This is a genomic window from Pantoea sp. 9140 (assembly GCF_000745295.1).
GTDB lineage: Bacteria > Pseudomonadota > Gammaproteobacteria > Enterobacterales > Enterobacteriaceae > Pantoea > Pantoea vagans.
Genome location: NZ_JQNO01000001.1, coordinates 3594530 through 3610082, shown reverse-complemented (window position 1 = coordinate 3610082; position 15553 = coordinate 3594530). Strand labels below are relative to the sequence as shown.

The window sequence follows — 15553 nt, the reverse complement described above, 5'->3', positions numbered from 1 at the left end:
GACCCGCTGCGCCCCATACATCGATAAAGGACTGCGCTATGACCAATCCGCTACTGACATCTTTTACGCTCCCCCCTTTTTCTGCTATCCAGCCTGAACATGTTGTTCCTGCCGTGACGGAAGTGCTGAGCCAATGCCGCGCAGAAGTCGAAAAAGTGGTGGCGCAGGGTGCGCCGTACACCTGGGATAACCTGGTTCAGCCGCTGGCGGAAACCGACGATCGCCTGAGCCGTATTTTCTCCCCGGTCAGCCATCTTAATTCGGTAAAAAACAGCCCGGAGCTGCGTGAAGCCTATGAGCAGACGCTGCCGCTGCTCTCTGAATACAGCACCTGGGTCGGTCAGCATGAAGGGCTGTATCAGGCGTATCGCAACCTCAAAGAGGGCGATCAATACGCGGCACTGGATCTGGCGCAGAAGAAAGCGGTCGATAACGCCCTGCGTGATTTCGAACTCTCTGGAATCGGCCTGCCAAAGGATAAACAGCAGCGCTATGGCGAAATCGCCGCGCGCCTCTCTGAGCTGGGTTCGGCTTACAGCAACAACGTGCTCGATGCGACCATGGGCTGGAGCAAGCTGATCACCGATGAAAGCGAGCTGGCCGGTATGCCGGAAAGCGCGCTGGCGGCGGCGAAAGCTCAGGCTGAAGCCAAAGAGCAGGAAGGCTGGCTGCTGACGCTGGATATTCCAAGCTATCTGCCGGTCATGACCTACTGCGATAACGCGGCGCTGCGCGAAGAGATGTATCGCGCCTATGCGACGCGTGCTTCCGATCAGGGTCCGAACGCCGGTAAATGGGACAACGGTCCTATCATGGCGGAAGAGCTGGCGCTGCGTCACGAGCTGGCTCAGCTGCTGGGCTTCGACTCCTACGCGGATAAATCGCTGGCGACCAAAATGGCGCAAAGCCCGTCTCAGGTGATCGACTTCCTGAATGACCTGGCTGAACGCGCCCGTCCGCAGGGTGAAAAAGAGCTGGAGCAGCTGCGCGCCTTCGCGCAGAAAGAGCATGGCGTTGAGCAACTGAATCCATGGGATCTCACTTATTATGGTGAAAAGCAGAAGCAGCATCTCTACACCATCAGCGATGAGCAACTGCGTCCTTACTTCCCGGAAGAGCGCGCGGTCGCCGGTCTGTTCGAAGTGGTGAAACGCATTTACGGTATCACTGCGAAGCAGCGTACCGACGTTGAGGTTTATCATCCTGACGTGAAGTTCTTCGATTTGTTCGATGAAACCGGTGAACTGCGCGGCAGCTTCTATCTCGACCTCTACGCCCGCGAGCACAAACGTGGCGGTGCCTGGATGGATGACTGCGTGGGCCAGATGCGTAAAGCCGATGGCAGCCTGCAGAAGCCCGTTGCTTACCTGACCTGTAACTTTAACCGTCCGGTGAAAGGCAAACCTGCGCTGTTCACCCATGACGAAGTGATTACCCTGTTCCATGAGTTTGGTCACGGCCTGCACCACATGCTGACCCGCATCGAAGCGCCTGGCGTTTCCGGTATCAGCGGTGTGCCATGGGATGCGGTCGAACTGCCAAGCCAGTTCATGGAAAACTGGTGCTGGGAGCCGGATGCGCTGGCCTTTATCTCCGGTCACTTTGAGACCGGCGAACCGCTGCCGAAAGAACTGCTGGATAAAATGCTGGCGGCGAAAAACTATCAGGCCGCGCTGTTTATCCTGCGTCAGCTGGAGTTCGGCCTGTTCGATTTCCGTCTGCATACCGAGTTTAATCCGGAGAAAGGCGCACAGATTCTGGAAACCCTGCGCGAAGTGAAAAGCCGCGTAGCAGTCGTTCCGAGTCCGGAATGGGGCCGTTTCCCGCACGCCTTCAGCCACATCTTTGCCGGTGGCTATGCAGCAGGTTACTACAGCTATCTGTGGGCGGACGTGCTGGCGGCGGATGCTTACTCCCGCTTCGAGGAAGAGGGCATCTTTAACCGTGAAACTGGTCAGTCGTTCCTGGATAACATCCTGACGCGTGGCGGTTCTGAAGAGCCGATGGAGCTGTTCAAACGCTTCCGTGGCCGTGAGCCACAGCTCGATGCGATGCTGGAACATTACGGCATTCAGGGATAAGTCGGTTCGTGAAAATCTGTTTGCTCGATGAATCAGGCGCCGGAGACGGCGCCTTATCACGTTTAGCGCAGCGCTGGCAGCTGGAGCACGAGGAAGACGCGCTGCTGGCACTGGTGCAAACGCCGACGCACCTTGAGCTGCGCAAGCGTGATGAGCCAAAGCTGGGCGGTATTTTTGTTGATTTCGTCACCGGGGCAATGGCGCATCGCCGTCGCTTCGGCGGTGGACGTGGCGAAGCTGTCGCCAAAGCGGTTGGCATTAAAGGCGGCTATCTGCCGGATGTGGTGGATGCGACGGCCGGACTTGGACGTGATGCGTTTGTGCTGGCGGCGCTCGGCTGCCGGGTGCGGATGCTGGAACGCCATCCTGTCGTGGCTGCGCTGCTGGAAGATGGCCTGCAGCGCGGTTATCAGGATGCGGAAATTGGCCCCTGGCTGCGCGACCGCCTGACGCTGATTCATGCAGCCAGTGCGCAGGCGCTGGGCGAGATTACGCCGCAGCCGGATGTGGTCTATCTTGATCCGATGTATCCCCATCGCCAGAAAAGTGCGCTGGTAAAAAAGGAGATGCGAGTCTTTCAGTCGCTGGTAGGGCCGGATGAAGATGCCGATGCGCTACTGGAACCGGCCCGGCGGCTGGCGAAGAAACGGATTGTGGTGAAGCGGCCAGACTATGCACCGCCGCTGGCGGGTGTCGTGACGCAGGCGGCGGTCGTAACCAAAAGCCATCGCTTTGATATTTATCCTCCGCTTTAACCGATTTAAACGTATAAAAAAGCCGGCTCCGTGCCGGCTTTATTCATTTAAGCGGCTGAATTACGCCTCGTCTTCATCGCGCAGCGGCACAATCAGCATGTCGATATGCACGGTATTGATCAACTGACGAGCTGAAGACATCAGCTTGCTCCAGAAATCCTGATGATGACCGCACACCACCAGGTCAACGTCATATTTTTTGATCGCATCAACCAGCACCTGGCCGAGGTCGCCACTGCCGCTCAGCGTCTCGCTGATCGGATAGCCCGCGGCATCTGATAACCCTTTCAGTGCCGTATGCGTCTCTTCAGAGATGCGCTTCTGCATATCCCCTAAGTTGACATCAATCAGGCCGGTGTAGAGGTCGGAGTAATTCACATCAACGTGAATCAGGGAAATTCTGGCATCGTACGGGCGAGCCAGCGAGACGGCCTTATCCACCAGTAACTGACTTTCGGGAGAAAGGTCTACTGCAATCAGGATGTGTTTATAAGCCATGATAAAACTCCTTTCACGAGATTAAGGATGGCATCCGGTGTTCCTGCCGCGTCACAGCTTAGCGAAATCCTTTGCGCGAGCGGGCGATGAGCGCCACCAAAGTGTCTACCTGCGTTGCAGGTGATGATGTTGTTATGTTCTGAGTATAGCCTTCTCTCACTGCAAATGCTGCCGTTGCCGCCTGGCTTATGAATAAGATCAAGGCTATGCCAGATTTACTCGCGCTGAACGAAAATCATCGTTGGAAAAAATGTAAAGAACTCTCCTACACTGAAAAAAGGCGGTCCGGTTCGCAGCCGCTCAGGGGTCGAAAATTTTCGCAGTCCGGTGATTCAGTGGCTGGTTTTTTCTGCAGGCGGATACAGTGTCTGACGCTGAGTCTGTTGCTGCGATGCCAGTCGGGAGGGGGAGAATATGATCAACACTATTGCGCTTTTTTGGGCTCTTTGTGTGGTGTGTATCGTGAATATGGCGCGCTATTTTTCATCGCTGCGTGCCCTGCTGGCGGTATTACGGGGCTGTGATCCGCTGCTGTATCAGTATGTCGATGGGGCGGGATTCTTCACCTCTCACGGTCAGCCGAGCAAGCAGGTGCGGCTCGTCACCTATATCTGGGCAAAGCGCTATCTTGATCATCATGACGATGAGTTTATCCGGCGCTGCGAGCGGGTGCGGGGGCAGTTTCTTCTGACCAGTGCACTGTGCGGACTGGTAGTGATAAGTCTGGTGGCTCTGGCGATCTGGCATTAAAAAGGGCGACTTATGTCGCCCTTTTGTCTGCTGGCATCACACCAGTTTCAAGGCAATCCAGTAGAGCGAACCTGACAGCAGAATACAGACCGGCAGGGTGAAGATCCACGCCATGGCGATGTTCTTGATGGTCCGGCTCTGCAGTCCGCCACCGTCAACCAGCATCGTACCGGCTACGGATGAAGAGAGGATATGCGTAGTGGAGACGGGCATGCCGGTATAGCTGGCGACACCAATCGACACTGCGGCGGTCACCTGCGCTGACATGCCCTGTGCATAGGTCATGCCTTTTTTACCGATTTTCTCACCAATGGTGGTGGCAACACGACGCCAGCCAATCATGGTGCCGATCCCCAGCGCCAGCGCGACGGCCACAATAATCCAGATCGGCGCATACTCAATGGTGCCAAGCAGGTCGCTTTTCAGCTTATTGAGGAAGCGCTTGTCATCCGGTGATGTCTCTTCCAGACGGGCCGCTTTATCGGCGGTGTCTGAGATACACAGCAGCAGACGACGCATCTGGCCGCGCTGATCAACCGTCAGCTGATCGTAGCTCTGCAGATTATTCAGCAACACCTGAGCACGCTGAACCGCCTGCAGTGCGCGTGCGCTGTCACAGTGGAACTCCTGCGGGCTGGTCGCTGGCACTTCTTCCGGCGTTGGCAGCTTAGGCGGTGCCATCTGGATGATGTGCGTCAGCGAGGCGTTATGCTGCTGGTAATACTGCTCCAGGTGATTAACCGCATCGCGGGTACGCGTAATGTCATAACCGGAGGCATTCATATTTACCACGAAACCGGCCGGAGCCACGCCAATCAGGACCAGCATGATCAGGCCAATGCCTTTCTGACCGTCATTCGCGCCGTGCGAATAGCTCACGCCAATTGCCGAAACAATCAGGGCGATACGGGTCCAGAACGGCGGCTTTTTCTTGCCGTCGATCTTCTCGCGGTCAGCAGGCGTCATATGAATACGCGCACGCTTTTTGGTATTACTCCAGTAGCGACGCAGAATGAAGATCAAGCCGCCCGCCATCACCAGGCCGACAATCGGCGACAGGATCAGAGAAAGGAAGATGTTCAGGACTTTCGGGATGTTGAGTGCATCAACTACCGAGGTTCCGGTCATCAGGGCGTTGGTCAGACCGATACCGATAATGGCGCCGATCAGGGTATGGGAGCTTGAGGCCGGCAGACCGAGATACCAGGTGCCGAGGTTCCAGATAATCGCCGCCAGCAGCATAGAAAACACCATGGCGAGACCGTGAGCCGATCCAACATTTAACAACAGATCGGTGGGAAGCATATGAACAATAGCGTAAGCGACACTCAATCCACCGAGCAGCACGCCAAGGAAGTTGAATACACCCGCCATCACCACAGCAAGCTGGGCACGCATGGCACGCGTATAGATGACCGTCGCAACTGCGTTGGCCGTGTCGTGGAAACCGTTGATCGCTTCGTAAAACAATACAAACAGCAGGGCAAGAACCAATAACAGGCTAGTACTGAGGTCTAGACCAGCAAACAGATGTAGCATAAACGTTACGCCATTTTTGGAGGACATGAACGCGGCGCATTATCCGCGACAACGTGCTGTATGGGAAAGGAAAATATAGCGTTAATTTGACCTTTCGTCGTAAGGCTGAAGGGTAACTCAGCTAAAAAGGGTTAGATATTAAGCAGATACAATATGACACATTTACGGCAATTTTTTGACGCTGGCGTCTCAGTGAGCAGATCACTACAATCTGCGCCTTTCCAGTTAAGTGAGTGAACCGCAGTGGAACAGTTTGACGTTATCATCATTGGTGCCGGCGCCGCCGGTCTGTTCTGTGCCGCCCAGGCCGGACAGCGGGGACGCCGCGTGTTACTGCTGGATAACGGCAAAAAGCCGGGACGCAAGATTCTGATGTCGGGCGGTGGCCGCTGCAACTTCACCAACCTCTATACCGAACCGGCGGCCTATCTGTCGCACAATCCCCACTTCTGTAAATCGGCGCTGGCGCGTTATACCCAGTGGGATTTTATCGATCTGGTCAATCGTCATGGTATTGCCTGGCATGAGAAAACCCTGGGTCAGCTCTTCTGTGATGACTCGGCTCAGCAGATTGTCGATCTGCTGCTGGCCGAATGTGACAAGGGCAATGTCACCCTGCGGCTGCGCAGTGAAGTGCTCAGCGTGGCGCGCGATGAAAGCGGTTATACCCTGCAACTCAACGGCAGTACGGTTCAGGCGGAGAAGCTGGTCATCGCCAGCGGCGGCCTGTCGATGCCAGGTCTGGGGGCTTCGCCATTTGGCTATAAAATTGCGGAGCAGTTCGGCCTGAGCGTCTTTCCGACGCGGGCGGCGCTGGTGCCTTTTACTCTGCACAAGCCGCTGCTGGAGCAGCTGCAGACGCTGTCAGGCGTGGCGCTGGAGACCACGATTGATGCGCAGGATGGCACCCGCTTCAAAGAGGCGATGCTCTTCACCCATCGCGGCCTGTCCGGTCCGGCGGTATTGCAGATTTCCAGCTACTGGCAGCCGGGTGAATTCGTCACTATCGATCTGTCGCCCGCCACACCGCTTGAGGCGTTTCTGACGGCACAGCGTGAAGCACATCCGAATCTCAGCCTGAAAAACAGCCTGGCGAAAATTCTGCCGAAGCGCCTGGTGGAAGTCCTGCAGGCGCTGAAGGTGGTGCCGGACATCACGCTGAAGCAGCTCAACAGCAAACAGCAAACTGAGCTGGCGCAGACGCTGCACGCCTGGCGCATCCAGCCAAACGGCACAGAGGGCTATCGTACGGCGGAAGTAACGCTGGGCGGCGTGGATACGACGCAGCTCTCCTCGAAAACCATGGAGGCGCGTGCGGTGCCGGGGCTTTACTTTATTGGCGAAGTGGCCGATGTCACCGGCTGGCTGGGCGGCTATAACTTCCAGTGGGCCTGGAGTTCCGCCTGGGCCTGCGCCCAGGCGTTGTAACGCGCGTTTACCAGCGCTGATGCACGTGAGGCGCGATCTTCTCCTGATAGATCTGCTTCAGCGCTGCCATCGTCTCCTCAGAGAGCGCATCGACATCGCTGGCGCGGGCATTGGCTTCAGCCTGTTCGCGATTTTTCGCGCCAGGGATTACCACGCTGACATCTTCGTTCATCAGGATCCAGCGCAGCGCAAACATCGCCATGGTGGTATCACCCGTCACGAAGCGACGAATCTCCTCAACCGCTTCCAGCGCCACCTCATACGGCACGCCGGAGAAAGTCTCGCCCTTATCGAACGCTTCGCCATTGCGGTTAAAGGTGCGATGGTCGTCAGCGGCAAACACGCTGTCGGCATTCATTTTACCGGTCAGCAGACCTGAAGCCAGTGGCACACGGGCGATGATCGCCACATCACGGCGTTTTGCCTCACGCAGCAGCAGTTCCGCCGGACGCTGGCGGAAAATGTTGTAGATCAGCTGAATCGACGAGACGTTGGGAAATTCCAGCGCCTTCAGCCCTTCCTCGACTTTCTCAACTGAGACGCCGTAGTGACGGATTTTCCCGGCGGCCACCATCTCATCCATCACCGCGAAGACGTCCGGGTTGTAGTAGACCTCGGTCGGCGGGCAGTGCAGCTGCACCAGATCCAGCGTTTCGGTCTGCAGATTTTCACGTGAGCGATCGATAAAGGCGTTGAGATTTTCGGCGTTGTAGCCCTCAGTCACGTGCGGTGAAAGGCGACGCCCCAGTTTGGTGGCGACAAACGGGCGTTCCCCGCGGCGCTGGTTCAGTACCTCCGCGATAATCTTTTCGGAGCGGCCATCGCCATAGACATCGGCGGTATCAATAAAGGTGATGCCCGCATCCAGCGCGGCGTTCAGCGCGGCTTTGGCATCCTCCATGCTCACTTCTCCCCAGGTTCCGCCAATGGCCCATGCGCCAAAGCCAATTTCAGAGACGCGCTGACCGGTTCGGCCCAGTGTTCGTAATTTCATGCAAACCTTCCTCGATGCGTTTCAGACAGGGTGACAGAAAAGGGCTAACCATTGAGCTTAGCGCTTTCCGGCGGTGAGGCGTTTCGGCGTTGTTGCATACCAGACCCGTATAAACAGGAGGCTTTTTGCGGCAGGCTGCTGGTTACGTTGAAGATTTCTGCAAAAAACAGGCCGGATCGTGTGGATGCCGCTTCGCTAATTAATTGATTTTAAGAAATTTCACCTGAAATTAAACAGGCGAGAGTGTGGATTCGGTCACATACTTCAATTTTCAGGCCAACAAGTGGATCGCTATGTTTAAATTTGTTAAGTCGGTCTTTGCCAGTCCCGAGAAGTTTCTACAGATCATGACCCGTCAGGATATCAACGACTCCATCGCCGAAGGTGAGCGCATCATTATTGATGAGAACGGCAATATCTCGGTCAATACGCTGAGTGAGGAAGTCCACGAAGATTTTGCCCGCCATGTGAATACGTTAAAGGGAGTGTAAGGTGGGTACCGCAATATTTATGGTGCTGATGGTCAGTGGTTACTGGTACACCAGCCGTGATTTAAACAGCCGCTTTAAAATCCGCCGCTCGTCGGGCTGGGATGTCTATTTTCTGGTCGCGCTTTACGGCTGTATTTTTGTTCTGCAGGGCGTGTTCGCCACTGGCATCGTCTGGCTGCTGCTGCTCTGTATGTCCGGTATCGCCAATGCCCTGCAGATGATCCCCGGCGTGCATCTGAAGTGGCAGGTGGAGTTCATGAACTGGAGTTTCCTGGGCATCCAGGCACCGGTTGTCATTATGCTCGCCTTCGCCATTCTGCTCTGCCTCTATCGCTCAAACTGGGCGGGCAGCGCACGCCTGAATGTATCAGGGCGTAAAGATCTCTATCAGCGGCTGTCACGATCCAACGGCGTGGAGCAACTGCTGTTTCAGTGCATGGAAGAGGGCGAGCTGGCGTGGATTACGCTGAAGTCGCGCCGTATTTACATCGGCATGGTGCATGCCTCGACCTTTGAATATGAGAGCACCAAAAACATCGTGCTGATCCCGATGCTGAGCGGCTATCGCGACAGCAAAACGCTGAAGCTGGCGGTAGAGCATAACTACAGCAAATGGTACGCCGAGCATGAGATCACGCTCGACTCGAAGCCTAAAGATGCGATGTCGTTCCGTAAAGTGATTATGGTGGACCAGATTGAGAGTCTGTCACTGTTCGATCCGGCCAGCGCCACGGCACTTTCGATGGGACATCCGCAGGAAGTGGAGAAGAGTCAGGGTAATGATGACGACAGTCCGGACAGCAATGAAAGCCGTGACGAGTCGGATTAAGAATGCTCACCTGGTTTTCCCTGATTAAATTGTCTCATCAGGGGAAACCGGGTTCATCTCACACCATATTTTCCGCCGTAAACAGCCGGAACGCGACTTTACCCGCCTGATAGACATCTGGCTGATAGCCGGTTTCCAGATGACTCAGCATCAGATCGATCGCTAATCGGGCATGCTGCCGGGCATGTTGATCCAGCGTAAACGCCACTTCATCGTTCAGCAGTAGCTGACGGGTCACATCATAAAGCTCATGGGTGATGTAGGTGCATTTACCCAGCAGCTGATGAGCGCGCAGGGTATCGCTGACGTCCGTGTTGCCCATGCCGGTGTTGTAGACCCCGGCAATCGCCTGTGACGAACGCAGATTGCGGGCCAGCTCGCTGCGGATGGTTTCCCGCTGATCCTGACCCGACAGCACCTCACGCAGATAACGCTGCGGCGCACGCTGCTCCATGGCTTCACGGAAGCCGGCGATACGCTGACGGTGGGCGCGATAATCAAAGCGGCCGCTGACCATCAGAATGTCGCCGGGCTGGTTCAGGGTTTTACTCATCAGAAGGCCCGCGGTGCGGCCTGCCTGATACTGGTCGATGCCAACATGACACAGGCGGTCAGCGTCGGGCAGATCGGTGACGATGGTGATCACCGGCACATTGCGGCTGCGGCACAGTGCCAGTGCCCGATAGACAGGCGGTGAGTCATGTGCAAACACGATAATGCCGTCGCGGGTGCTGCTGCGGGCGACAATGCTCTGCGCCAGCTGCTCGGGCTGCGCTTCGGCCACGAGCGTTTTGTGCAGCTTCAGGCGGCGATAGCCAAGCTGACTGGCGATCTCGCTGAAACAGGTGGTGAGCTGCTGAAAAAAGGATGAGCCGTTGTTACTAAGGAAGACTTCGATTTGCCACGGATGCTGATACTCCTCTGGCAGCAGACGCCGGAGTCCCGCTTCACGCGCGGCCTTCAGAACTTTGCGGCTGGTCTCCAGCGAGACGCCGCCGCGCTCATTCAGCACCCGGTCAACCGTCGCAATCCCGACGCCCGCCATTTTTGCCACCACCTCTAAGGTGAGCTTTTTCATTAAGACTCCACGCGTAAATGGCGATTAGCTGCTGCCTGCCAGACTGTTTATCTCTTCTAACCGGTTAAAAGTAAAAGATAAAGTGATTTGTTGATGGAAAACCATCAACAGCGTTGCGCCATGCGCTTTTACCCTCAGTGCGGTCGTCAGGTTAAAAAGCACAGCGGGCCGCTGTCCGGGCGGAAATACCGTTAAGCTTGTAGCGAGACAATTAACGAGGAGTGAATATGGCGCAGCAAAAAGAAGTTCTGATTATTGGTGCTTCACGCGGTATCGGTCTGGCGGTCGTGCAGGCGTTTGCCGGTGACGGCTGGCAGGTTACAGCCACCCATCGCAGCGGTGTTCCGGAACAGGGCAACAGGCCAGGTATCGACTGGCAGGCGCTGGATATGACCGACGCATCGGCGGTTCAGCAGCTTGCGGGCCAGCTCAGTGGCAACGCGTTCGATGCGATTCTGATCAATGCCGGGATTTCCGGGCCTTCGCACCAGAAGGTGTCGCAGAGTGACGATCAGGAACTGGCACAGCTGTTCCTGACCAATGCGATAGCCCCGGTTCGCACTGCAGAGATTCTGCTGCCGCTGCTGAAGCCGGAGGGCGTACTGGCGCTGACCTCATTCCAGCTCGGCAGCCTGAATGAAAATCCGGAGGCGCAGATGCCGATTTACTCGGCCAGCAAAGCCGCACTGAATATGCTGAGCCGCACGCTGACCCCGGCGGTTGAAGCACAGAACGGGACGCTGCTGACGCTGCATCCCGGCTGGGTGAAAACGGATATGGGCGGCGAGAGTGCGCCGCTGACGGCAGAAGAGAGCGCCGCCGGTATCGTTCAGCAGCTGACCCAATGGCGCGGACGCGGGGGTCATCACTACGTCGATTACGCCGGCCAGCAGCTGCAGTGGTAGGCTGATACGGGGCGGTTACGCCCCGATGTCCCGCAGTGCCTTACCCTTCATCAGGTTGCGTTCAATGTGCTCCAGCGTCACATGTTTGGTCTCGGGTACCAGCATCATCGTCAGCACGATAAACACCAGGTTGAGCGCGCCGTAGAACCAGAAGGTGTTGGCATTGCCCAGTTGATCCAGCATCGTCAGGAAAGTGGCTCCCACTATCATGTTGCCGACCCAGTTGGTGGTGGTGGAAGCAGTAATGCCGAAGTCACGCCCTTTAAGCGGCTGAATCTCTGAACAGAGCAGCCAGATGACCGGTCCGGCCGCCATTGCAAAGCCAACGATAAACATCAGCAGCATCGCGACCGCAAAGTATTTGCGGAAATCTGTTTCGACACCGATATGCAGCAGCGTGCCCAGTACGCCCATGCCCACCGCCATCACCAGAAAACTGGTGGTCAGCATCGGCTTGCGACCCCAGCGATCGACAAAAAAGATGGCAATCAGCGTGGCCAGCATGTTGACCAGCCCGACAATCACCGTGCCCCACATCTGCTCACTGGTGCTGGAGAAACCGGCAATATTGAAGATTTTAGGGGCGTAATACATCACCACGTTCATGCCGGTAAACTGCTGCATTACCTGTAGCAGCATCCCCAGCCAGACCGCGCGGCGGAAATTGCCATTAGAGCGGAACAGCGACCAGCCGCGCTGTTTCACCTGGAGGCTTTCCCGGATCTCTTCCAGCTCCTCCCGTGCCTGTTCGCTGCTGTTACGCAGCCGATCCAGCACGCGCTGCGCCTCGTTGAAACGTCCGTGCGCCGCCAGCCAGCGCGGACTGTTGGGCAAAAACAGCACGCCGATAAACAGGATCACCGCCGGAATAGCGATAACGCCGAGCATCCCGCGCCAGTTGCCGCTGTAACTGAACGCGGTGTCGGAGAGATAAGCGACCACGATGCCGGTGGTCAGCATCAGCTGGTACATCGAAATCATTGAGCCACGAATACGTTCCGGCGCAATCTCCGCCAGATAGAGTGGCGCGGTATAAGAGGCGATCCCTACCGCCAGCCCCAGCATCACACGGGCACAGACCAGCGACTCCACATCGGGAGAAAAGGCGGACCACAGCGAACCAATCACAAACAGCGTCGCGCCCGCCAGCATGCTTTTCTTACGTCCCAGCTTTGAGGACATCCAGCCCGCCGCCAGCGCACCCAGCGCCGCACCAAACATCATCGAACTCACCACCCACTCCTGCTGATGGTTGGTAATCTGCAAATCTTTCGCCAGGAACGGCAAGGCCCCTGCGATGACGCCGATATCCAGACCAAACAACAGGCCGGACAGCGCCGCCATAAAACAGACGAACCAGGTAAAACGGTTCTGATGATTTCCCGATTTTTTAGCCGCGGCCATGCGAGTCTCCTTGCGGTGATTCAGTGTCAATATTGTTAATGTTATGTAAACATAGTCGATATCAATGTGGGTCCGATCACACTTCCGGCTATCGCTGGGGTCGCACAACATGGCTGTGAAAAGAAAGCATCGGAGATCAGCAGGTTGATGCAGAAACGGGAAACCGCAGCCAAGGCACGAATATGCAAAGCAGCCTGCATCAGGTCAGATTTTGCAACTGACCGCCTGCGGCATTACACTTCCGCCTTTCTGCTATTGATTGAAGGTACTTATGTCTGAACCTTTCCAGCGTCAGCCGCTGCCCTTGCCGGGCGGCCATAAAAAAGTTTTACTGCACTCCTGCTGCGCACCCTGTTCGGGGGAAGTGATGGAAGCGATGCTGGCCTCCGGCATTGAATACACCATCTATTTCTACAACCCGAATATTCATCCGCTCAAAGAGTATGAGCTGCGCAAAGAGGAGAATATTCGCTTTGCCGAGAAATTTGGCGTGCCGTTTGTCGATGCTGACTACGACCGGGATAACTGGTTTGAGCGGGCGCGCGGGCTGGAGTGGTCGCCGGAACGGGGTGAGCGCTGCACCATGTGCTTTGATATGCGTTTTGAGCGCACAGCACTCTATGCCCATGAAAACGGATTCCCGGTAATGACCAGTTGTCTGGGTATTTCACGCTGGAAAGATATGAAGCAGATTAATAGCTGTGGTGTCCGCGCAGCGGCGGCGTATCCGGATCTGCTCTACTGGGATTTTAACTGGCGTAAAGGTGGCGGATCGGCGCGAATGATTGAAATCAGCAAGCGCGAGAGCTTCTATCAGCAGGAATATTGCGGCTGCGTCTATTCACTGCGCGACACCAATCGTCATCGCGTCACCCAGGGACGTGAGCGTATTAAGATTGGTGTGCAATATTATCAGCCGGATGAATCCTGATTAACTGATATCGCAGAAAGCATCTGCCTGCGCATAGCCGCGCGCTGAGCGCGTAACAGGCCGGACTGTTACGCCACAGCTCTGCTTTATACTGCCTGGCCGGACGTAGCTGCACAGCGCGCAGGGGTCGTCAACGTCGGCCATCTGCTGCTTCGCTTCTTCACTCATCAGTCGTTTACGGCAGGCGCTTGGCGTGCAGCCCATAATCTGCTTAAACGAGCGGGTAAAAGATTGCTGGCTTTCAAAATGGTATTTCAGCGCCAGGCTGATGATGGGCGTGCGGCTGTTTTTTAAATCATTCACACTGGCGTTAAGTTTTTTCTTACGAATATAGCGCGCCAGCGTTTCATTATGATAACGGGCAAAGAGTTTCTGTAAATACCATTTCGAATACCCGGCTTTTTCTGCAATATCATCCACGCTTAAACGCTGGTCGAGATTATTGTTAATCCACTCAGTGATAGAGACGATCACGCTTTCGTTATATCTGTTTTCTTTCATAGCTGTTCTCCCCTGTTTAATTCAGCGGAATTATGAATTATTTATCTTAATGTGCTTATTCTTTGCGTAAAGTTCTTTCAATATTTGAATCGTTATCTCTGAAGAGATTCATATGAACAGCAGTTATTAATAAAACAGATGAATTGTAATTAGTCTGTTGTTAATTATAAGGGGAATAATTGATCCCGGGCGGATAACGATAAACGCGAGCATAGTATTTCGCTTGCCGCTTCGCGGTTAAGGCGGCCAGCATCTGTGAAATCAACACCATAGCACGGACCATCAATAGATTTTCTGCCGCGACATGCCAGGCTTACGACTCACCTTTAACCTGGAGAACCCCGGATGAGCCCGACATACGCGTTGAAAAAACCGCTTGCCGCTTTGCTCACCTCGCTGGCTTTATTTGCGCATGCGCCCGCCAGTGCCGCGCCTGTTTATGGCGAACAGCTGGAAGGATTTCATTACCCCTATCCTCTGCAGCATTTCGATTTTCAGTCCCAGCAGCAAACGCTGAGTATGGGCTATATGGATGTGAAGCCGGTGCAACAGGCCAACGGCAAAACGGTGGTGCTGATGCACGGTAAAAACTTCTGTGGTGCAACGTGGGAAGAGACCATTCGCGCGCTGAGTCAGCAGGGCTATCGCGTTATCGCGCCCGACCAGATTGGCTTCTGCAGCTCGACCAAGCCCGCCAGCTATCAATACAGCTTTCAGCAGCTGGCTGAAAACACCCATCAGCTGCTCGCCCGGCTGGGTGTGGAGAAGGCGGTGATCATCGGTCACTCTACGGGCGGAATGCTGGCCACGCGTTATGCGCTGATGTACCCGGAACAGACGCAGAAGCTGGTGCTGGTCAACCCGATTGGGCTGGAGGACTGGAAAGCCAAAGGCGCACCGTGGCGGTCGGTGGATCAGTGGTATCAGCGCGAACTGAAACTCAGCGCGGAGGGCATTAAGAAGTATGAGCAGCAGACCTACTATGTCGGGCGCTGGAAACCGGAATATGACAGGTGGGTCGATATGCTGGCCGGGCTCAACAGCGGGCCGGGACATCAGAAAGTGGCGTGGAACTCCGCTCTCATCTACGACATGATTTTCACGCAGCCGGTATTTTATGAATTTGGCGATCTGAAAGTCCCGACCACTCTGATGATCGGCACCTCAGACACCACGGCCATCGGCAGTGATATCGCCTCAGCAAAGGTCAAAACCCGGCTGGGCGATTACGCGGTGTTGGGTAAAGAGGCCGCAAAACGTATTCCGGGCGCGCGCTTAATTGAATTTCCCGGGATGGGGCACGCGCCACAAATGGAAGAACCGGCAACGTTTAATCAGACGCTGCTCGACGATCTGGCGCGGCCCTGAA

At 55.6% G+C, this 15553-nt stretch carries 15 protein-coding genes; 9 read left to right on the top strand and 6 right to left on the bottom strand.

Annotated features, from left to right (window positions below; all coding sequences use genetic code 11):
• Positions 1 to 38 precede the first annotated feature (38 nt).
• Positions 39 to 2081, top strand: coding sequence for an oligopeptidase A (prlC, locus tag FA92_RS16790; RefSeq protein WP_013359389.1), 2043 nt, complete (start codon positions 39 to 41; stop codon positions 2079 to 2081).
• Between the two features lie 8 nt (positions 2082 to 2089).
• Positions 2090 to 2836: a 16S rRNA (guanine(1516)-N(2))-methyltransferase RsmJ gene (gene rsmJ / locus FA92_RS16785; RefSeq protein WP_033784229.1), complete on the top strand. Its 747-nt coding sequence runs from the start codon at positions 2090 to 2092 to the stop codon at positions 2834 to 2836.
• A 60-nt stretch (positions 2837 to 2896) separates the two neighbouring features.
• Here the strand turns inward: rsmJ and uspA are convergent, their stop codons facing one another.
• Entirely contained in the window at positions 2897 to 3334 is a 438-nt protein-coding gene (gene uspA, locus FA92_RS16780; RefSeq protein WP_013359387.1) for a universal stress protein UspA, read from the bottom strand.
• 414 nt (positions 3335 to 3748) lie between these two features.
• Here uspA and uspB point away from each other — a divergent pair, with 414 nt between their 5' ends.
• On the top strand, positions 3749 to 4084 hold the full coding sequence (gene uspB / locus FA92_RS16775) for a universal stress protein UspB (RefSeq protein WP_013359386.1): 336 nt from the start codon (positions 3749 to 3751) through the stop codon (positions 4082 to 4084).
• A gap of 36 nt (positions 4085 to 4120) precedes the next feature.
• Here the strand turns inward: uspB and pitA are convergent, their stop codons facing one another.
• Complete coding sequence (gene pitA / locus FA92_RS16770) at positions 4121 to 5623, bottom strand: inorganic phosphate transporter PitA (RefSeq protein ID WP_133163748.1); 1503 nt, start codon at positions 5621 to 5623, stop codon at positions 4121 to 4123.
• A 243-nt stretch (positions 5624 to 5866) separates the two neighbouring features.
• On the opposite strand from pitA, the gene FA92_RS16765 reads away from it, so the two are divergent.
• Complete coding sequence (locus tag FA92_RS16765; protein ID WP_013359384.1) at positions 5867 to 7051, top strand: NAD(P)/FAD-dependent oxidoreductase; 1185 nt, start codon at positions 5867 to 5869, stop codon at positions 7049 to 7051.
• 7 nt (positions 7052 to 7058) lie between these two features.
• On the opposite strand, the gene FA92_RS16760 is transcribed toward FA92_RS16765, so the two are convergent.
• Positions 7059 to 8045, bottom strand: coding sequence for an aldo/keto reductase (locus FA92_RS16760; RefSeq protein ID WP_033784227.1), 987 nt, complete (start codon positions 8043 to 8045; stop codon positions 7059 to 7061).
• A 293-nt stretch (positions 8046 to 8338) separates the two neighbouring features.
• Here FA92_RS16760 and FA92_RS16755 point away from each other — a divergent pair, with 293 nt between their 5' ends.
• Both FA92_RS16755 and FA92_RS16750 read left to right on the top strand, forming a co-directional pair.
• Positions 8339 to 8536 (top strand): hypothetical protein, encoded by a 198-nt coding sequence (locus tag FA92_RS16755; RefSeq protein ID WP_013359382.1) that lies wholly within the window; start codon positions 8339 to 8341, stop codon positions 8534 to 8536.
• A gap of 1 nt (position 8537) precedes the next feature.
• On the top strand, positions 8538 to 9365 hold the full coding sequence (locus tag FA92_RS16750; RefSeq protein ID WP_033784226.1) for a hypothetical protein: 828 nt from the start codon (positions 8538 to 8540) through the stop codon (positions 9363 to 9365).
• Between the two features lie 58 nt (positions 9366 to 9423).
• Here FA92_RS16750 and FA92_RS16745 read toward each other — a convergent pair whose 3' ends face one another.
• Complete coding sequence (locus FA92_RS16745) at positions 9424 to 10443, bottom strand: LacI family DNA-binding transcriptional regulator (RefSeq protein WP_013359380.1); 1020 nt, start codon at positions 10441 to 10443, stop codon at positions 9424 to 9426.
• A gap of 227 nt (positions 10444 to 10670) precedes the next feature.
• Between FA92_RS16745 and FA92_RS16740 the strand changes: the two genes are divergently transcribed.
• The gene (locus tag FA92_RS16740) at positions 10671 to 11348 is read left to right on the top strand and encodes an SDR family oxidoreductase (RefSeq protein WP_033784225.1); all 678 of its coding nucleotides are present in this window, start codon (positions 10671 to 10673) and stop codon (positions 11346 to 11348) included.
• Positions 11349 to 11363: 15 nt separating this feature from the next.
• On the opposite strand, the gene FA92_RS16735 is transcribed toward FA92_RS16740, so the two are convergent.
• Positions 11364 to 12752 carry a sugar porter family MFS transporter gene (locus FA92_RS16735; protein ID WP_013359377.1) on the bottom strand — a complete coding sequence of 463 codons (1389 nt, stop codon included), beginning with the start codon at positions 12750 to 12752 and terminating at the stop codon, positions 11364 to 11366.
• Positions 12753 to 13023: 271 nt separating this feature from the next.
• Here FA92_RS16735 and FA92_RS16730 point away from each other — a divergent pair, with 271 nt between their 5' ends.
• Positions 13024 to 13683: an epoxyqueuosine reductase QueH gene (locus tag FA92_RS16730; protein WP_013359376.1), complete on the top strand. Its 660-nt coding sequence runs from the start codon at positions 13024 to 13026 to the stop codon at positions 13681 to 13683.
• On the opposite strand, the gene FA92_RS16725 is transcribed toward FA92_RS16730, so the two are convergent.
• Complete coding sequence (locus FA92_RS16725) at positions 13684 to 14184, bottom strand: helix-turn-helix domain-containing protein (RefSeq protein WP_013359375.1); 501 nt, start codon at positions 14182 to 14184, stop codon at positions 13684 to 13686.
• Between the two features lie 345 nt (positions 14185 to 14529).
• Here FA92_RS16725 and FA92_RS16720 point away from each other — a divergent pair, with 345 nt between their 5' ends.
• Complete coding sequence (locus FA92_RS16720; RefSeq protein WP_033784224.1) at positions 14530 to 15552, top strand: alpha/beta hydrolase; 1023 nt, start codon at positions 14530 to 14532, stop codon at positions 15550 to 15552.
• The last annotated feature ends 1 nt before the right edge of the window (position 15553 follow it).